The 19,653-nt window shown below is 34.6% G+C and carries 22 protein-coding genes; all 22 read left to right on the top strand.

What is annotated here, in order from left to right; translation table 11 throughout:
- Window positions 1–126 precede the first annotated feature (126 nt).
- The 22 genes from asnB (at window position 127) to ACZZZW_RS08755 (ending at window position 19,644) form a co-directional block, all read left to right on the top strand.
- Window positions 127–1,935: an asparagine synthase (glutamine-hydrolyzing) gene (gene asnB / locus ACZZZW_RS08860; protein WP_463492984.1), complete on the top strand. Its 1,809-nt coding sequence runs from the start codon at window positions 127–129 to the stop codon at window positions 1,933–1,935.
- Between the two features lie 11 nt (window positions 1,936–1,946).
- On the top strand, window positions 1,947–3,065 hold the full coding sequence (locus ACZZZW_RS08855) for a glycosyltransferase family 4 protein (RefSeq protein ID WP_463492983.1): 1,119 nt from the start codon (window positions 1,947–1,949) through the stop codon (window positions 3,063–3,065).
- Between the two features lie 12 nt (window positions 3,066–3,077).
- Window positions 3,078–3,932 (top strand): ABC transporter permease, encoded by an 855-nt coding sequence (locus ACZZZW_RS08850; protein ID WP_463492982.1) that lies wholly within the window; start codon window positions 3,078–3,080, stop codon window positions 3,930–3,932.
- 27 nt (window positions 3,933–3,959) lie between these two features.
- Window positions 3,960–5,072, top strand: a complete 1,113-nt coding sequence (locus ACZZZW_RS08845; RefSeq protein WP_463492981.1) for an acyltransferase family protein — start codon at window positions 3,960–3,962, stop codon at window positions 5,070–5,072.
- A 15-nt stretch (window positions 5,073–5,087) separates the two neighbouring features.
- Complete coding sequence (locus ACZZZW_RS08840) at window positions 5,088–5,906, top strand: ABC transporter ATP-binding protein (protein WP_463492980.1); 819 nt, start codon at window positions 5,088–5,090, stop codon at window positions 5,904–5,906.
- A gap of 164 nt (window positions 5,907–6,070) precedes the next feature.
- The gene (locus ACZZZW_RS08835) at window positions 6,071–6,331 is read left to right on the top strand and encodes a hypothetical protein (protein WP_463492979.1); all 261 of its coding nucleotides are present in this window, start codon (window positions 6,071–6,073) and stop codon (window positions 6,329–6,331) included.
- A 4-nt stretch (window positions 6,332–6,335) separates the two neighbouring features.
- Window positions 6,336–6,743 carry a TylF/MycF/NovP-related O-methyltransferase gene (locus ACZZZW_RS08830; protein WP_463492978.1) on the top strand — a complete coding sequence of 136 codons (408 nt, stop codon included), beginning with the start codon at window positions 6,336–6,338 and terminating at the stop codon, window positions 6,741–6,743.
- A complete protein-coding gene (locus ACZZZW_RS08825) occupies window positions 6,740–7,057 on the top strand; it encodes a TylF/MycF/NovP-related O-methyltransferase (RefSeq protein WP_463492977.1) in 318 nt (105 codons plus the stop codon). The genes ACZZZW_RS08830 and ACZZZW_RS08825 overlap by 4 nt, the downstream gene beginning before the upstream one ends.
- Window positions 7,044–7,772, top strand: a complete 729-nt coding sequence (locus ACZZZW_RS08820; protein WP_463492976.1) for a class I SAM-dependent methyltransferase — start codon at window positions 7,044–7,046, stop codon at window positions 7,770–7,772. Before ACZZZW_RS08825 ends, ACZZZW_RS08820 begins: the two co-directional genes overlap by 14 nt.
- Complete coding sequence (locus ACZZZW_RS08815) at window positions 7,769–8,746, top strand: glycosyltransferase (protein WP_463492975.1); 978 nt, start codon at window positions 7,769–7,771, stop codon at window positions 8,744–8,746. The genes ACZZZW_RS08820 and ACZZZW_RS08815 overlap by 4 nt, the downstream gene beginning before the upstream one ends.
- A complete protein-coding gene (locus tag ACZZZW_RS08810) occupies window positions 8,730–9,578 on the top strand; it encodes an alpha-1,2-fucosyltransferase (protein ID WP_463492974.1) in 849 nt (282 codons plus the stop codon). Before ACZZZW_RS08815 ends, ACZZZW_RS08810 begins: the two co-directional genes overlap by 17 nt.
- Window positions 9,553–10,407 carry a glycosyltransferase family 2 protein gene (locus ACZZZW_RS08805; protein WP_463497731.1) on the top strand — a complete coding sequence of 285 codons (855 nt, stop codon included), beginning with the start codon at window positions 9,553–9,555 and terminating at the stop codon, window positions 10,405–10,407. The genes ACZZZW_RS08810 and ACZZZW_RS08805 overlap by 26 nt, the downstream gene beginning before the upstream one ends.
- Window positions 10,408–10,417: 10 nt before the next feature.
- Window positions 10,418–11,332 carry a nucleotide-diphospho-sugar transferase gene (locus tag ACZZZW_RS08800; protein ID WP_463492973.1) on the top strand — a complete coding sequence of 305 codons (915 nt, stop codon included), beginning with the start codon at window positions 10,418–10,420 and terminating at the stop codon, window positions 11,330–11,332.
- Between the two features lie 2 nt (window positions 11,333–11,334).
- Window positions 11,335–12,114 carry a DUF5672 family protein gene (locus tag ACZZZW_RS08795; RefSeq protein WP_463492972.1) on the top strand — a complete coding sequence of 260 codons (780 nt, stop codon included), beginning with the start codon at window positions 11,335–11,337 and terminating at the stop codon, window positions 12,112–12,114.
- Complete coding sequence (locus tag ACZZZW_RS08790; protein WP_463492971.1) at window positions 12,078–13,049, top strand: glycosyltransferase family 2 protein; 972 nt, start codon at window positions 12,078–12,080, stop codon at window positions 13,047–13,049. The genes ACZZZW_RS08795 and ACZZZW_RS08790 overlap by 37 nt, the downstream gene beginning before the upstream one ends.
- Entirely contained in the window at window positions 13,046–14,266 is a 1,221-nt protein-coding gene (locus ACZZZW_RS08785) for a glycosyltransferase family 4 protein (RefSeq protein WP_463492970.1), read from the top strand. Before ACZZZW_RS08790 ends, ACZZZW_RS08785 begins: the two co-directional genes overlap by 4 nt.
- A complete protein-coding gene (locus ACZZZW_RS08780) occupies window positions 14,259–15,191 on the top strand; it encodes a glycosyltransferase family 2 protein (RefSeq protein ID WP_463492969.1) in 933 nt (310 codons plus the stop codon). The genes ACZZZW_RS08785 and ACZZZW_RS08780 overlap by 8 nt, the downstream gene beginning before the upstream one ends.
- Window positions 15,192–15,256: 65 nt before the next feature.
- Complete coding sequence (locus ACZZZW_RS08775; protein WP_463492968.1) at window positions 15,257–15,805, top strand: acyltransferase; 549 nt, start codon at window positions 15,257–15,259, stop codon at window positions 15,803–15,805.
- The gene (locus ACZZZW_RS08770; RefSeq protein WP_463492967.1) at window positions 15,798–16,724 is read left to right on the top strand and encodes a glycosyltransferase; all 927 of its coding nucleotides are present in this window, start codon (window positions 15,798–15,800) and stop codon (window positions 16,722–16,724) included. The genes ACZZZW_RS08775 and ACZZZW_RS08770 overlap by 8 nt, the downstream gene beginning before the upstream one ends.
- Before the next feature lie 59 nt (window positions 16,725–16,783).
- Window positions 16,784–17,662 (top strand): hypothetical protein, encoded by an 879-nt coding sequence (locus ACZZZW_RS08765; RefSeq protein WP_463492966.1) that lies wholly within the window; start codon window positions 16,784–16,786, stop codon window positions 17,660–17,662.
- Window positions 17,663–17,707: 45 nt separating this feature from the next.
- Entirely contained in the window at window positions 17,708–18,685 is a 978-nt protein-coding gene (locus ACZZZW_RS08760; RefSeq protein WP_463492965.1) for a glycosyltransferase family 2 protein, read from the top strand.
- Entirely contained in the window at window positions 18,682–19,644 is a 963-nt protein-coding gene (locus ACZZZW_RS08755; protein ID WP_463492964.1) for a glycosyltransferase family 2 protein, read from the top strand. Before ACZZZW_RS08760 ends, ACZZZW_RS08755 begins: the two co-directional genes overlap by 4 nt.
- Window positions 19,645–19,653: the final 9 nt, after the last annotated feature.

The raw sequence follows: 19,653 nt of genomic DNA, 5'->3' as shown, positions 1-19,653 counted from the left end.
GTATAAATCTGTTGAGCTGGATTGGTGAGTGGGAAAATTCATTATTAAAATGTCAGTCAATTTTAAAATAAAAATGTGACTGAGAGGGCGAAGCTGTGTCCGGGCAAAGATGGAAGGTTAAAATAAATGTGTAGAATAGCAGGCATAATCGACCGAAATAGACCGATAAACATACTCGAGCAGGAAGTAAAAGGCATGTGTACGATAATGGCTCATGGCGGACCTGACGGTGAAGGATTTTATGCCAATAACAGTGATGGAATTGTAATGGGGCATAGACGTTTGGCACTCCTTGATTTATCTCCAAACGGGCATCAGCCTATGCATTACCAACAGGGTAAATTAGTCGTTTCTTTTAATGGCGAGATCTACAATTATCTAGAACTTAAGGAAGAACTTCAAAAATCAGGCTTTCAGTTTAAAACGGAAACTGATACCGAAGTAATTTTAGCTAGCTATGCGGCCTGGGGAGTTGAAAGCTTCAGTAAATTTAAAGGAATGTTCGCTTTTTGTTTGTATGATGCTGTTAAACAGCTCAGTTTTCTTGTTAGAGATCATTCGGGCATTAAACCTCTTTATTTTTATGCAAATGCTAAGCATCTGGTTTTCTCATCGGAGGTTAAAGCTTTCTCGTGTACTGATTACGCGTATACCGAACATCCAAATTGGAAAATATATTTCCTGGCTTTCGGGCATTTACCGGAGCCATATACCACTTTTAACGAAGTGCAAATGCTACCTAAAGGAAGTTATCTGATCTGGCAACATCAAACAGATACTTTTGAAATCATAAGCTATGTTAAACAACAAGCGATCGCGAATATTTTTGATCGCAATGAGGCTAAAATTGCTGTACAAAAAAGTTTAAATACCGCTGTTAAAAGGCATCTCCTAGCCGACGCCAAAATCGGTGTATTTTTGAGTGGAGGTATAGACAGTAGTATTTTGAGTTTGCTTGCCGATCAAATTCAAATGCAGAATACACTGAGCGTTAATCCAATCAACACGGTATCAATCAATTTCGAAGAAGCTGAATTTTCTGAGAAGGTTTACCAGCATGCCATTGTGCAGAAAATGCATGGAAATCATTCGGAGTATACCATTACTCCTACCCTCTTCAATAAACATTTCCCTACTGCGCTTAAAGCCATGGATCAACCCACTGCTGATGGGATTAACTCGTGGTTTGTCAATTACTTCGCAAAGGAAAATGGTTTAAAGGCTGTTCTTTCTGGCATTGGTGCTGATGAATTATTTGGAGGTTACCCTTCTTTTAAGCGCATGGGATTGGTAAAGTTGCTGAAAAAGGTACCCAGATCGGTTCTTAGGAAAAGCATTCATTTAAAAACGGCAGCCCTGAAAAGGATTTATTATTTAAGTTATCAAAATACGGTTGGTGAGTATCTTTTCTTAAGGGGCATATTTACGCCTGATGAAATTGCAAAATTGTTATCGTGTTCCATCGAAATGGTAAATGGCGTACTGCAACAGGCTAACATCGGCACTGTAAAACCGGAGTTAAAGGATGGCGACAGGGCCAGCTGGTTGGAATGTAACTTGTATATGCAAAATCAGTTGCTAAAGGATACCGACGCCATGAGTATGCAACATGGTGTGGAGGTTCGCGTACCTTTTTTAGATCAGGATTTGCTTGAAACGCTAAATGCTATCAATTCAAAAATAAAGTTTGAAGGCAAACGGCCAAAATCATTTTTGATCAATACTTTTTCTTCCCTACTCCCCCGCTTAATCTGGGATCGAAATAAAATGGGGTTTACCTTCCCTTTTCAACATTGGTTAAGGAAAGACGAACAATTTTTAGGTTTAATTAAAACAAGTGAAAATCAATTTGCATCGAAAATGGTAAATGATTTTAGACATGGTAATTTACACTGGAGCAAGGCAATGTCGCTATACCAGGTATTTAGGCGTTAGGGAAAACAAATTTGAAAAGCGAAAAAGTTTTATTTTTAACCTTACATACCTTCAGTTTAACTGGAGGGATAGAAAAAGTGAGTAAAACTTTTGCAAAAACACTTGATGATTTGATGGCCAGTGCTGAGATACAATCCTATAAGGTATTGTCAATGTACGATGACCAGGCTGATTTGGCTTATGTATCACCAAGTTTATTTAAAGGCTACTCTGGCAAAAAAACAGCTTTTGGCTTGGCTGCCCTTAAACAGGGATTAAAAGCAGATGTGGTGGTTTTGAGTCATGTGCATTTATTAATCTTTGCTAACATCATTAAAAAGTTGAAGCCAGCAGTCAGGGTTATTCTTTTTGCCCACGGTATAGAAATATGGCATTCATTGGCCGATTGGAAAAAAAAAATGCTTAAAAGCATAGAGATATGGTCGGTAAGCCGGTATACAGCTATGCAGATTATTAGGCAGCACGGCATTTCGGGTACTCAGATTAAAGTACTGAACAATTGTTTGGATCCCTACTTTAAAATAATTGAACCTGCATTAAAACCAGCTACACTCCTTAAAAAACATGGGATTAAAAGCACTCAAAAGGTATTGTTGAGCATCTGCCGTTTATCTTCATCCGAACAATATAAAGGTTACGATTCGGTAATTGGCTGCATGAAACAGGTTCTTCAGCATTATCCAGATTTGGTTTATTTACTTGTTGGAAAAGCTGATCAAACAGAATTGGCACGGATCAATTCGCTCATTATTGAAGCTAAACTTGAAAAAAACGTCATACTTACGGGTTTTGTGCCTGATGATGAACTAATCTTATACTATCAATTGGCAGATGTATTTGCAATGCCGAGCAAAGCAGAGGGTTTCGGCCTTGTATTTATAGAAGCTGCAGCGCAGGGCTGTGCCGTTATCGGTGGCAATGCTGATGGGAGTACAGATGCGTTAATGGATGGTAAACTGGGTATCCTTGTGGATCCAAAAAATACATCAGAGATTGGTAAAGAGGTGATTACCGCATTGCAAAAAGAAAAACATGATGCTAAAGCAATTCAAAAGCTTTGTTTTGAAACATTTGGATACACAGAATATAGAAAAAAAGTTGCTGATTTGTTATTTCAGCTAGGCCAATGAACGAAAAAAAGTATGCATAACGAAGAGCACAGCTGGACTATTGAGGCTAAAGCTTCTTTATTCGATTTAAAACTTAACGAGATATGGGCCTATCGCGATCTGCTTTGGCTTTTGGTTAGGCGCGATTTTGTTTCCTTTTATAAACAGACTATTTTAGGTCCGTTATGGTTTTTCATTCAACCTTTATTTACGACTGTCATCTTCACTTTTATTTTTGGAAATCTTGCGGGTATCTCTACTGATGGACTTCCGAAACCACTTTTTTATATGGCCGGTATTACTGCATGGAATTACTTTTCTGATTGTTTAACTAAGACCTCTACAGTTTTCAGAGATAATGCAGGTATTTTCGGGAAAGTATATTTCCCCAGATTAATTATGCCTTTGAGTATTGTGGTAAGCAATCTGGTGCGTTTTGGTGTGCAGATGATTCTCTTTCTGATGATGTTTGGTTATTACTATTTATCCGGTGCAGATTTTCATCCTTCATGGGCTATATCACTAATACCTGTTGTGGTAATTTTAATGGCCTTATTGGGTTTGGGCACAGGAATAATCATCTCAGCCATGACTACTAAATACCGCGATCTGGCATTTCTGGTCGGATTTGGCGTGCAATTGCTAATGTATGCTACCACCGTAATCTACCCATTATCTACTGCGCTTACTAAATACCCCAAATACGCCTGGATTATTAAATATAACCCAATGACGCCTATTTTAGAAACCTTTAGGTTTGGTTTTTTGGGCGAAGGCAGTTTTAGCTGGGCAAGTTTAGGGTACGCAACAGTGGTTACATTGGGGCTACTGGCTTTTGGAATCGTGATTTTTAATAAAGTAGAACGGAATTTTGTTGATACTGTGTAGTATTCTTGAAATATTTAAAATCATAAATTGAGTACTTCGCTTTTATATAACAACTTAAAAAAGTTAAACAATCCATTTGCATTACCTGCTTTTTTAGATATAAAACATTTTCCGTCACTAGATGGTTGGAGGGCAATCGCTATAATGATGGTTGTGCTAGGCCATGCTAAATACACTGTTGAAAAAGATAGCATTTATTATTTTTTCGCTGAAAACTTTATATACGCTGATTTGGGCGTTAGAATTTTTTTCATACTTAGTGGTTTCTTAATTACGACTCTTTTATTAAAAGAATTAGTGAATAAAAGAAGAATTAATATCCCCCACTTTTTCATTAAAAGAATACTTAGAATTTTCCCAGTATTATACTTATATATCTTTGTTATTTTAGCACTAAATTCCTATTATAAGTTAGACATCAATTACCTACCATTCATTGGTTCTTTATTATATTTTACAAATTTTATAATGTATGCCAATACATGGTTAACAGGGCATACTTGGTCATTATCTATCGAAGAACAATTCTATGCAATCTGGCCATTACTGATAGTATTCTTTAAAAAAAAGGCTTGGATATTCTGTATACTAATAATAGCGTTTGCAACAATTCTCAGGGTTATTGGTCATTTTTCAGAATCTTACTACAAAACTTTAGGTCCATTCATTGATGGTGCAGATGCCATTTTCATGGGTTCAATAATATCAATGTTTAGCTTTAAAGGCTTTATTAAGCCAACATCACTATATTGGAAAAATTACATCATACATTTTTTAGCTGTATTGCTAATTTTCTTTTGTTATTATCTATCTCAACGAAGTATGTTTGGAAGGTTTTTAACACCATTTGGCCGTATAGCCCCTGATTTGGCAATTTGCTACCTTATATTGGCTACAATTATCAATAAAGATGGGATTGTGTTTAAAATATTAAATAATCCTATTATAATCAAAATCGGAATTATATCTTATAGTTTATATGTATGGCAGCAACTTCTTATTCTTCCGTTAAACTATTACCCAAATATTTTGCCACGTGCAGTCTTTCCCATTAATATAATTATTTCTGTTATGATAGCATTTTTATCCTATCATCTTTATGAAGTATATTTTTTAAAGCTGAAGAAAAAGTTTCTATAATTTTAATTCTATAGGATGACTGAAATTGCGATTAAAATAGAAAACCTAAGCAAAGCTTACCAATTAGGTCAGATTGGAACCGGCACAATTAGTCGAGATGTAGAGCGTTGGTATGCCCGTATTCGTGGCAAAGAAGACCCTTTTTTACGTATTGGCGAAAGCAACAATCAGAATAGCAAAAGCAAGAGCGATATTGTTTGGAGTTTAAAGGATATTAATTTCGAAATTGAACAGGGGGATGCAGTAGGTATTATTGGCCGAAACGGAGCGGGTAAAAGTACATTGTTAAAAATCTTAAGTAAAGTTACCGCACCTACAACAGGAAAAATTTCTGGCAAAGGTAGAATCGCCAGCTTATTGGAAGTTGGTACGGGTTTCCATCCTGAGCTTTCAGGCAGGGAAAATATTTTTCTAAACGGAGCCATTCTAGGCATGCGTAAAAAAGAAATTCAGCGCAAGTTAGAAGAGATTGTAGATTTTGCAGGCATTGAGCGTTACTTGGATACGCCTGTAAAACGATATTCATCGGGAATGTATGTACGGCTAGCTTTTGCTGTAGCAGCACATTTAGAATCAGAGATTTTAATTGTTGATGAAGTGCTTGCTGTAGGTGATGCAGAATTTCAAAAGAAATGTTTGGGTAAAATGGGTGAAGTGAGCAAAGGAGAAGGCAGAACAGTTTTGTTTGTGAGCCATAATATGGGTAGTATATTACAGCTATGTCATACCGGGATCTTTTTAAAGAATGGATTGGTTGATTACTTTGGGAATATTGCTGAAGCGATAAAAAGTTATTCGAATCAATACCCGCATCTTCAGAAAAAAGCTGGGTAAATAATACTTTAGTTAATGCGCCGGCTATTATTGAAGCACGGTTAGAGCTTATTGGAAATCAACCAAATCACAAATTAATAATAAATGTAACAACAAATAAAATCTTTGGTTTTCCACCAGCTTTTGTTGCCTTTGATATCCAGAATGGATTTGGTATAACGATAATGCAGGCAATACCGCAGCTAACCCCGTTCATAATCTTTGATGGACTTAGCCGTACTTTTCAATATGAAATTAGCCTCCGTGGTTTAATACCTGATACTTACAATGTTTCAATATGGATTGGCCCCCATAACGATCAAACATATGACTGGCAAAAAGAAATTCTTTTTTTTGAAATTGTCAACTCTCCTCAAGCAAAAAGGACTTTCCCACACGGTCCGAACAATGGATTTATGATCGCAGAAAGTAAATTAGTTCAATAATTAAATGAAAGCAACTATTAAAAATTTCCTGTACAAACTTGGTTTATCTGTAAACAAAATTGATCATAAACAGGTCGACTATAAACACTCACTAAGTAAGATATATTTAAAATATGCGGAGTATTCAATGATTCCCAAAGATTTATATATTGCTAACCTTATGCTTTGTAATCGTTTTTTAAATGTTGACGGTGATATAGTAGAATGTGGGGTGTGGCGAGGAGGTATGTCTGCAGGAATTGCGGAAATTGCGGGTAAAAGCAAAAAATTTTTCTTGTTTGATAGTTTTGAAGGGTTGCCCCGGCCAAAGAGATTGACGGTAAAGACGCCATTCATTGGCAACAGGCTATTGATAGCGAAAATTATTATGACAATTGTGCCGCAGATATTAATTATGCAGATAAAGCAATGAATTTAGCACATGTGGATTTTCAATTGGTTAAAGGGTGGTTTAATGAAACATTGCCAAAATTTGATAACTTAAACCCAATTTCTATTCTAAGATTAGATGGTGATTGGTATGAATCTACCTTATGTTGTCTGAAATTTTTATATCCGAAAGTAAATAAGAATGGACTAATCATTTTAGATGATTATTTTGCCTGGGATGGCTGTAGCAGAGCAGTTCATGATTACCTCTCATCAATATCTTCTACAAGTAGGATATATACCAGTAAAGAAGGAATTTGTTACATCATTAAAAATGAAGCGTATGGAACAGCCTAATTATATACATAAAACAGATGTACATAATACCAATGCGGCCAATGAAATTTTACCTTTTATTTTTGAAAAATTTAATCCAAAAAGCGTAATTGATATTGGATGTGGAACCGGCTCTTGGCTTTCGGTAGCAAAAAAACTTGGGGCCATTGTTAAGGGAATTGAAGGAAACTATATCGATGATGAGATGCTCTGTATTGACAAGTCGGAATTTGAATTGCATGACCTCACAACTTTATTGCCATTAGAGCAGAAATTTGACTTAGCGATTTCGCTAGAAGTTGCAGAACATTTACCAGAAAATGCTGCAAAAACAATTGTTACTACGTTAACCGATTGTAGTGATATTATTCTTTTTTCAGCAGCGTTACCGAATCAGAAAGGTCAAAACCATATAAATGAGCAATGGCCAGAATACTGGAGACTACTTTTTAACGAAAAGGAGTTTTATCCAGTTGATATTCTAAGACCTATATTTTGGGAAAATCCAAATGTTGATTGGTGGTATAAGCAGAATATGTTAATTTATACGACAAAAAACAACATAGTTCGATACGGACTGAATGAAGCTAAAATTGTTAATCGTTATATTCACCCTGAACTTCTTAAAAATAAAATGAATGAATATTATTGGCTGGAAAAGAAAATCGAATATGAAGCAAATAACCCTAAATTTATAGCTTCATTAAAAAACATGATTAAATCATTGAAAAGATGATTAACACAACAGATGGCATAACTGTGATCATATGCTGCTTTAACAGTAGTAAACGGATATCTGACACATTAAATTATCTCGCGCAACAAGAAACATCCTTAAAAATACCTTGGGAAATTATAATAGTAGATAATGCATCAACTGATGATACGGTAACTATTGCGCAAAATGAGTGGCAAAAATACAATACAACATGTCAATCATTTAAATTAATTACTGAACCTACCTTAGGATTAACTTTCGCAAGAAACAGAGGAGTAAAAGAGGCACGATTTAATGTAATTATTTTCTGTGATGACGATAATTGGCTTGATAAAGAATATCTTCAAATTGCCTATCAAACCATATCGAACAATCCAAAGATAGGTGCATTGGGTGGGCAAAGTACTGCTATATCCACAATGGCTTTACCTTCATGGTTTGAAAATGCAAAATCTAATTATGCTGTTGGAAAACAGGGCGCAAAATCAGGCGATGTTACTGCAAGAGAATTTTTATGGGGCAGCGGGATTGTAATAAAAAAAAGTTTGTATGTTGCTGCTTTTCAAAATTTCCCTTCAATACTAACAGGTAGGAAAGGAAAAAATTTAACTGCCGGTGAGGATTCTGAGATGTGCATGAGATTTATCATAATGGGCTATAGACTTTTTTACTTAGAAGCATTAAAGTTCCAACATTTTATCGATGAGGAGCGTTTAACAGAAACCTACAATAAAAATCTGCAAGAAGGTTTTTATCAAGCTTACAATGTACTTAAGCTATATACAATACTTAGAAATTTAAAAACCACAAATACATTAAAGAAAACGAAGCTCTTATTGACTTCTATATTAAAACTCGCCTTATTTAAACCTTTAATCGAGGAGGAGAATTTGTTCCTTTACTTAGTAGGGGGGAAAAAATATAAAAGTATGAACCCGAATGTGAGAGGAATTAAACTTTTTTTAAAAAAAGCCAATGGTTATTGTAGCTGATCGAAACGGACAATTATGTAACCGTTTATTTCATTTCAGTTATTTTATTGCAAATGCGATTGAATTTAATTACTCGCTTATTTACCCATATTTTGAAGAGTATGCTCACTACTTTGAAAATGAAGACAATCAATTTATCTTAAATTACCCTATCCGTATAAAAATAACACAAAATAAATTTATAGATAAAGTAATACGTTACTCCTTAAGAAATTATAGATTACCCCTGCCTAAGGTGAGGTATATTGACATACATAAGTCCCAACAGAAAATTTATGACCTTAAAAATGCCGATTTTCAAAAATTGGCTAAAAACAATGTTGTAGTTACCTACGGTTGGTGCTTTAGGGATGAAGAAAATTTGAAAAAGCATAGGTTTATTTTAAAGTCACTTTTTAAACCGCAGCCCATATTTGCGGCAGAAGTAAAGAGCATAATAAACACATTACGAGCTGATTATGATTGCATCGTTGGTGTACATGTTAGAAGAGGAGATTATTTGGCATGGGAGGAGGGGAAGTTTTACTATGCTGACAACGTGTATATCAAAAAAATGGAAGAATTTATTTTAGCTATGAACTATGAGCAAAAAAAAATCTGTTTCATAATATGCTCGAATGAAGATATCGACACCACTTCGTATCAGCAATTTAACATTCATCACAATATAAATCATCCAATGGTTGATTTATATACACTTGCAGCTTGTAATTACATCATAGGGCCTCCAAGTACCTTTAATCAGTGGGCATCCTTTTATGGTAATGTTCCATTATTTTCTATATTTTCAGCAAACAAAATTTTAAATATTAATAATTTTTCAACCTACTAACATTAATCCCTTTTTTTCAATTATTGTTCCAACTTTTAACTCATCGGCAACGTTAAACCGATGTATTTCTGGCATATTGAACCAGGATTTCTCAAATTATGAGGTGTGGTTTATTGATGGTGAATCAACAGATAATACCCTCGAGATACTAGCCGGATATAAAGACAAACATTCGTGTATTAATTTTATTACAGAAAAAGACAAAGGGATATACGATGCAATGAATAAAGGTATTGGACTATCGAATGGCAACTGGCTATACTTTTTGGGTAGTGATGATACTTTCTATAGCAAGGATGTACTTAATGTTGTAGCCAGTAGCATTAAACAGCATACTGATGAAGTTGTATATGGTAATGTGATTATGCGGGGACAAAACCAATGGAATCTAGACAATGTAATTTTCGATGGCGAATACACCATACAGAAGTTTATCGATAAGAATATCTGCCATCAGGCCATGTTTTTTAAACGATCGGTTTTTGAAAAAAATGGTCTATTTAATTTAAAATATATTACAAATGCCGATTTTGATTTTAACCTGAGGTGTTATGCTAATAGTAACTTCCGTTATATAGACCTAATTGTTGCCAATTTTTATGTTGGTGGCCAAAGCACCATGAATGAAGATTATAAGTTTCATACAGATAGAGGTGCTTTGCTATTAAAGTATTTTGGGAGAAGAATATTTGGTTCATCTTTTTTAAATGCCCGTTTATATATACAACAAGCAGCATTGAGCAAAACATCGCCCCTGCAATTCAGCGATCGATTATTTTGTTTTTTGGCGTATACTAAATTAAAAGTACAATCTATATTAATGTCCTAAACATCCTACTTTGTACGAAGTTCCTATTTTATTACTAATTTTTAACCGGCCCGAAGAAACACAGCAGGTTTTTAATGTAGTGAAAAAACGCATGCCCAAATACCTGTACATAGCTGCAGATGGGCCAAGGGATGCCTTTGAAGCACTGCTTTGTGAAAAATGCAGGGAAATTATTAAAGAAATTAATTGGGACTGCGAGTTAAAAACGCTGTTCCGTGATGAAAATCTTGGCTGTGGTGAAGGACCAGCAAATGCGATAACATGGTTTTTTAACGAGGTAAATGAGGGAATCATTTTAGAAGATGATTGTTTGCCGAATGAGAGCTTTTTTAATTATTGCGAAGACCTATTAATTAAATACCGCCACAAAGATAATATTAAAATGATTTGTGGAACTAGCTATCAAGCAGAGCCTTTGGATGAAAATTCATACTATTTTTCTAAATATGTTCACGTGTGGGGCTGGGCCAGTTGGCGTAGGGCATGGAATGAATATAATTATTCGATTCAAACCGAAACAAATGAGAATAGATCAGCGGTAGTAGATAACACTTTTGCCAATAAAAGAGAACGCAAGCTTTGGAAATATAATCTTGGTATTATTGTTAATGGACTCGATGCCTGGGATTACCAGTGGATGTATTGGATATGGAAAAACGACGGTTTAAGTATAATACCTTGGAAGAATACAATTTCTAATATTGGCTTCGGAACAAAAGCTACGCATACCCATGATGAAGCATCCAATCAGTCAAAAATGGCACAATATGAAATCATAAACATTAAACATCCGCTTAATATTTCATTACACCGCAAAGCCGATAAATTTGAAAGGTATAAAATACTCATACCAAAACCAATGGATTATTACAAAAGCAGGTTAAAATCTGCATGTAAAAAACTGCTCAGAATAATATCATTTTAAAGATGAGAGATATTGTCGCTGTAATTATCCCTATTTATAAAAATCAATTAAATAAGGATGAAATTATTTCTTTAAGGCAATGCTTGAATATACTAAGTAAACATCCCATTATTTTTGTAGGTCCTGAAAGTATGCAAACCCAAGTATATGAGGCAATTTGCATTAACATAGTTAGATTTGAAATTGTAAAATTTAAAAATGAATATTTCGAAAATATTCATGGCTACAACAAATTAATGCTTTCATCTTTTTTTTACAGGCATTTTTTATCCTATCGTTTTATCTTGATTTATCAACTTGACGCCTATGTATTTAAGGATGAACTTTTATTCTGGTGTAAAAAGAATTATGATTTTATTGGTGCGCCGCATTCACCACATGAAAATAACAATGGTGAGATACAGTTTTTAAAGGGCTATCATAAAATCGTTCGGTTTTTTAACGCCATATTCAAAACCAAACGTAAAATTAGTAATGTTGGTAATGGAGGCCTTTCACTAAGAAAGACATTAAGTTTTTATCTCCTGCTAAAGTTATTAAAACATAAAAAAGATCGTTGGGGAGAAAATAATGAGGATGGTTTCTTTAAATATTGGGGAAATATTCTTTACCCATTTTTTAAATTGCCCAACGATGATGTTGCGCTTCGCTTTTCAATTGAGACAAATCCGGCCCAATCCCTAAAAAAACTCGGGAATCAACTGCCTTTTGGATGTCATGCTTTTGATAAATACGAACCGCTAACTTGGAAAAAATACATCAACCAAGATCAATCCCTTTGAAAATAAAGACGAATTTATTGCCTGCTGAATATTCTAGTGAAAACTTTAATAGTGGTACCTGTAAATTGAATACAATAAAGTTTTCTTCTTCGGGTTTGCTCGCGCATCTTCCTGAAAAAATTGGCAAAACGGGATGGCCATGGAATGAAGAATGCGATCCGAAAATATATACTAAAAAAGCAGACTGGCCGAAAATAACAATTGTTACACCTTCTTATAATCAGGGAGCTTTTTTAGAGCAAACAATAAGATCAGTCCTTTTACAGAACTATCCAAACCTGGAATATATTGTTATTGACGGTGGTAGTTCGGATAATAGCAGAGAAATTTTAGAAAAATATAATCATTGGATTAGTTACTGGCATTCAAAAAAAGATAATGGTCAAAGCCATGCCATCAACCAAGGCTTAAATATGGCATCTGGCGAATATTATGGATGGATTAACAGTGATGATTATTATACTGAGCAGACATTTTCTCAACTTGTAACCAAACTTACGGAAAACAAGAATAAAACATTTTTCTACGGTTGGGGCTATAGCCTTGAGATGGTAAATGGCAATGCAGTTTTTCATCAACAGAAGCCCCGGTATCAATTTAAAAGATACATCAGAATACCTAACTTAATTCAACCCTCTTGTTTTTGGCATAAAAGTATTCACGAGCCAATATGGGAGGAACTTGTTTGCAGCATGGATTTTGAATTGTGGGTGCGTATTTTCCCGAAATCGAATCCATATTATATTAAAGATTATCTTTCGGTTGCAACAATACATGACGATGCAAAAACTTATAATGAACACTTTAAAAAACACTGGCAGGATGATCATGAAAAAATTATTAATAGACATGGTGCCTTCACTTATTTCTCTTGGAAAAAAATAATGTTTGAGCTAAAAATACTGTCGCTGATAAAAAAGTTATATAGAAATTGAAGGTTGTATTTAGTATATATGATGGCAACAACATCATAAACGGCATCAATACCTGGTTAATAAGGCTACTACCAGCATTAGTAGCCAATGGATATGAGGTACAGGTAATTGCTATTCTTTGGGCAGATGAACAGCAATGTACAGCCTTACCTATATTTAAAAGATTAGCGGTAAAATGCACAACTATTCCTTATCCCCACTACACAGAGGATATAATTAAATGGATTCTGAAGTATTTTAGAAAAGAAAATCCTGATGTTTTTGTTCCGGGTAATATGATTCCGGCAATTTATGCTTCAGCGTTAATTTCTGCAAACGGAACTTCGATCGTAGGTATTCTTCATAACGACGATGAGTGGTACCAAACTTTAATCAACGAATTTGTTGCTCCTCCCAATATTCAATATTTCGACACTTTGGTATCAGTATCGACAGCATTAACAAAAAAAGTCCATCAAACAAATAAACAGATAACGTTAAAGCAAATTCCTTACGGCGCATCCGTATCGCACAAAAGTGCAAATTTTAAAAGTGATGAGTTATTTAGAGTAGCTTACATCGGAAGAATTGTGCAAGAACAAAAACAAGTTAAAGATGTGATAACTCAATTTTGTGAGTGTGCTTTAAGTATCCCAAACACAGAATATCACATTTATGGTTCTGGGCCACAAATGAATGAAATATTAAAAGTAAAACAAAGCTATGGGTCCCCCTCAAACGTTATTATACATGGCTTAGTTATTAATATTGAGGAAATTTTACCGAGTTTACATGCCATTGTACTTTTATCTGATTATGAGGGAATACCGGTAGCACTAATGGAAGCAATGGGATGTGGAGTTGTTCCCATTTGTAAAAAAATCGACTCAGGCATTCCTGAACTTGTTTTTAATGACCAAACGGGAATATTAATCGATCATCCTCATGAATTAAAATCAGCCATCAAAACATTAAAATCCAATGGACCCTATTGGTCTGAATTATCTGCAAATTCAAAAAACTATATCGAAAGAAATTTTTCATCTCAAAAAAATTTAACTGACTGGATGGATTTGCTTGAAAGCTTGATGTTGAAAAGAAAACCACATGTACCTAAATCACAGCACATAAAGCTACCAAAATCAAATCTTGTTTTTGCAGATGTAGATATGAGAAAGCCGTCTGTATGGTTTAGAATATATCGTAAAATCAGAAGAATATTAGTGAAGCATGTTTAGTCTTCTGGTACCTGTTTATAATGCCGAAAAATATATCATTCCGTTTTTGGAAAATATTGCCACGCTATCTATACCCTTTGACGAGGTTTTATTTTATGACGACGCCAGCACCGATAATTCTGTACAAATTCTAAAAGAACACAACCAAACTGTAATTTCAGGTAATGAAAACCAAGGCGCAGGAAATGCCAGAAATATTTTAGCAAAACTTGCAAAAAATAATTGGTTTCATTTTCACGATATTGATGATCTTCTGCACCCTGATTATCTAAAGGAACTTTCATCCGTAATTAATGAAAATCATCACAATGCAGATGTTCTTATTTGCAATGTGGATTGGAACGATGAAAAAAACAACATCCTAATACAATGGGAATATAAAAATGCAGAGCTTCATGTAAGTCCTGTAGCTTACACCATTTCTCATCCTATTGGTGGTATTAATGGTCTCTATAAAAAAGACGTCTTCCATAAAATTGGTGGTTTCAGAACGGATTTAAAAATTTGGGAAGACGCTGATTTTCATGTTAGGCTAGCCATGGCAGGGTGTAAATTTTATATTGTAGAAAAGACACTTTCAATCTCTATTCGGAGAGCAAATTCATTAAGCAGTAATCAGAAGCTAGGTTGGCTTTTAAGGTTAGAATTATTAAAACAGTATCAAAAAGCAAATAATAATGATTTACAGATATTAAGAGCTGTGGGCTTTGAAGCTCAAAAGGCATCAAGCGAACTTATAATATTAAAAGATTATGTAAGTGCGAAACGTGCATTGATGCTGAGTGAAGAGTGCCATTTTAAAGTGCCTGCAAGCAACAATTTACTTTGGCGGATCGCCAAATCATTTTTATCCCCATCAGTTAGAATAAGGCTAAGAATTATCCAATTAAAATATAGCTTTAGAGATACAGGATCTGCTTCTTAGCAGTGCTTATTTTCTGAGCCATAGGTGAAAACAATAGCTAACTACCCATAACACATTAATTAAAATTGAGGTCAACAATATTAAAAATCCGTAATCTTCTCTTTACAGCATATTACATTGCCAAGGGGCTTAAAATTGGTAAAAAAGTAATTTTCCATTCTCAAATTTCCCTTAAAAATGGATTTCGTAATGGAAAACAAGGAATGATAATGATAGGAGATCGATGTGAAATAACAAAAGGATGTGTGTTAAAATCATACGGTGGAAAGATAACTTTAAACCAAAATACCTATTTGGGTGAATATGTAATAATTTATGGGCATGGCGATGTAGAAATCGGGGCTGATACGCTCATTGCCATGCATACCTGTATTTTGAGTTCAAATCATACTATTCCTATTAAAGGATTAACGATTAGATCTCAACCAGATGTTCTATTGCCTGTTAATATCGGAAACGATGTTTGGATTGGTGCAGGCTGTAAAATTCTTGGTGGCGTTACTATCGGCAGTGGTTGCATTATCGGAGCTGGATCTGTTGTGACAAGTGATCTTCCCCCCTATGCTATAGCCGTTGGTATTCCTGCCAAAATAATAAAATATAGAAATGATTAGTTTTTTATCGGTTATTCTACCTACTTACAACCCTGATGTGAGTATCTTACAAAGAACAATTATTGCGCTTGAAAAACAAACATTGCCACAGAATAATTGGGAGCTTATTGTAGTTGATAATAATTCTTCAAGTCCTTTCGGCCATGCTATTACATTACCAAAAAATGCAAAGATCATTTTCGAAGAAAACCAAGGATTAACTTTTGCCCGTGTAAAAGGATTCAAAGAATGTAAGGGCTCAATAATTGTTATGGTAGATGATGACAATATTTTAGACAAATATTATTTAGAAAATTGCATTTCGATCTTTAGCAAACATCCGAACATGGGTGCCATTGGAGGGAATATAGAAGGAGACTTTACTACACCCCCACCTGCCTGGGCGAAAAACTTTTTTTCATTATTGGCGGTCAGGAATCTTGGTGATGAAATCTTGATAACAAATCAGAAACAGGGAGAGGATATGAAAATATATCCGCTCTTTTCCCCAGTGGGTGCAGGCATGGCCATAAGAGCGGAAGCCCTTTATGGATACCTGATTGAAGTAGATCAGAGTAAATATCAAATTGCCGATAGATCAGCCGATAATTTAGCGTCGAGCGGAGATAACGAAATTGTAATGCAAATAATTTTAAGTGGATATGATATCGGATTTTTTCCTGCATTAAAGATGAAGCATGTTATTCCAACCCAACGCCTTAACAAAAGCTACTTGGGTAAGTTGAACAGGGGAATTATGTATTCCTGGACATTTTTTTTAATAAAATACAAACAGTGCCCATGGAAACGCTTTCACAAAATTACTTTGACGCTGAGAACAATAAAAGCATTTGTAAAATATCGTCCGTGGAGATCTCCGACTAATTATATCAAATACAATGGTGTTATCGGCCAGTTACAGGCACTTACCAATAGGTAAATATAATCTGGATGTTTCAAAACATAGTAAATAAATTATACCGAAACCCAAGGTCGTTATTGAGTACCTGGAAACGTTTTGGCGGATATTTCGAATATAGCCGTATGCTTAAGGCTGAAAAGGAAATGATCATTGCTTCTAGGAAGATTTATATAAGAAAGCCTGTTTCAGATTTAAATTCACTAACTGTTTCATTTCTAACAGGCATCAAATATTGGCATCAAACTATTTTTTGCGCGCACACCCTTCAACAACTTACACATTATCCTATTCATTTTATATTTTATGATGATGGGACTTTTAATGAGGAGTCGATTTCGTACTGTAAAGGACAGATAGAAAATTGTTCGTTTGTTACTGCATCTGAAATAGAAAAAAAACTTAACAAACATTTACCCAAAGAAAGGTTTCCTTATTTACACCACAAAAGGCTAGTTTATAAGCACATACGAAAAATTACCGATGTACACGTGGGTAATACTGGATATAATCTGGTACTTGATTCAGACATGTTATTCTGGCGAGAGCCAACTGAATTAATTAATTGGCTTAAAAACCCGCATAATCCATTTTATATTTATGATGTACAAAATTCCTATGGATTTCCTAAAGAAGAGATGGAAAAATTATTGTCAGCGCGCATAGCAGATAAAATAAATGTTGGTGCTTTCGGTTTTAGAAGTGAAGAAATTGATTTTGGAGCCCTAGAATCATGGGCAAAAAAATTGGAATATAAGTTTGGTAACAGTTATTACTTAGAGCAAGCACTTTCTGCAATGCTAATTGGCGAAAAGCCTTCAACAACAGCACCTTCAGAAAAATATATTGTTTATCCAGATGAAGAACTAGTAAACAAAAAACAGGGAATTTTGCATCATTATGTTGATATTTCAAAAAAATGGTATCTCTGTTCAGCCTGGAAAAATGTCCGCATTTAAAATTATCAACAGATCAGCTGTTCTCTCAAATTTTCTTCGCATTTAATGCATCCTCTTGTTTCTGTAATCATCCCCCTCCATAATGCTTCACGGTATGTTGATGAAGCAATTGAAAGCATAATCAATCAGTCTTATCAAAATTGGGAACTTATTATTGTAGATGATGGTAGCACCGATAACTCTTTACAAATTGCTAAAACTTATCAGACTGACCGGATAAAGGTTTATTCCATAGCAAATAGAGGAGCAGCATATGCAAGAAATTTTGGTTTTAATATTTCTAAGGGAGAATTTATTAAGTTTTTTGATGCTGATGATATTGTAAACGCTGAAATGATATCGGATCAGATCAATATCGTTTTAGACAACCCTTTAAGTATAATATCAAGTAAATGGGGGCGGTTTTACAATAATGAGCTTTCAACATTTAAACTAAATCCCGAAGAGTGCTGGCAAGATATGCGACCAATTGACTGGATTTGCAGCAGTTGGGAAAATGGTGAATCTATGACTCAAACAGGTATGTTCTTAATTCCGCGAAAGCTTCTTCTACAGTATGGCCTTTGGAATGAAAAGCTGAGCTTGATAGATGATTTTGAGTTTTTTACCAGAATAATACTCTCATCTGAAAATGTAAAGTTTTGTCAAAGTGCAATCCTATACTATAGGTCAGGGCAAAACAACAGCCTGTCTAAAACTTTAAGTAGAAAAGGTATAGAGTCAGAGTTATTGGCAATTCAACTAGCTACCTCGGAGCTCCTTGCTAATGAGAATTCATGTAGAACGAAAAGGGTATCAGCTTTGGCCTTTGCAAAATTTGTTTATGGCAATTATCCAGCGCATGAAGATCTTTTAAACCAAGCCGAGGCTGCTATAAGTAAATTAGGCACTATAGATTTTATAGAACTCTTACCTGTAAGGTACAGATTTATAGGAAGAATATTTACTTGGAAAGTAATTAAGTACCTAATTTTCATAAAGGCTAAACTAAACTTAAAATTGCATTCCAATTTAAGAAAATGAGCACTGTAAAAGTATTTATACCTACCTATAGGAGAAATATTTCATTAAAAAGAACCGTTCAAAGCCTTCTTAACCAAACATTTATAAATTGGGTCTGTGAAGTACATAACGACGATCCAAATGATAGATATCCAGAAGAGTTTATTAATAATTTGAACGACAAAAGGTTCTCCTTTCATCAACACCACGAAAATTTAGGCCCCGTAGCAACTTTTAATATGATGTACGCTGAGACATCTTGTACATATGTGAGCTTACTTGAAGATGATAATTGGTGGGAACCTGAATTTCTATTAGAAATGGTTACCATAATGGATAAACATCCTGCTGCAAAAATGGGCTGGGCCAATATGCACCTATGGAAAGAGGATAAGACAGGTGAATCAATAAACATGAACAAAACAATTGAACCTTTTAATGAGTCAGACTATTTAAAAATAATCAATCACCCACATTTTAAACAATCTTTTTCTGCATTACATTCCAACGGAGCAATGCTTGTTAGAAATACACAGTTAAACAGTTATGTACTGCCACTCTCGATTAGATTTGATTATATCGAACATTTCAGAGAAAGGAAATTTGGATATCCTATTTTATTTAACAGCAAACCCTTGGCTAATTTTACAATTACACAAAATACTAGCCGAGAAAGTGCTATCAAAGGACAGCATGAACATGCTATCATGTTATTGAGTAGTTTCATTATTAAAAACAAACCTAATAAATCTATTGCAGCAGAAATATGGGCCGAAATGAGACAGTCTCCGGTAAAGACAACTAATGTATTGCTATATGCAGCAATAACATTTAATAACTGTAGGTTTTTAATTAAACACTCAACTATCAGCGACTGGATATTCTTTGTTCTTTACAATATTAAGCATCCCACCATATTATATAATTGTATAACTTCCATGAAAAAGCATCGCCAGTTATGGAAATATTTAATTGAATAATTTTGGGAA

Source organism: Pedobacter sp. AC379 (assembly GCF_979258145.1).
This window is presented reverse-complemented; position numbering and strand designations above follow the sequence as displayed.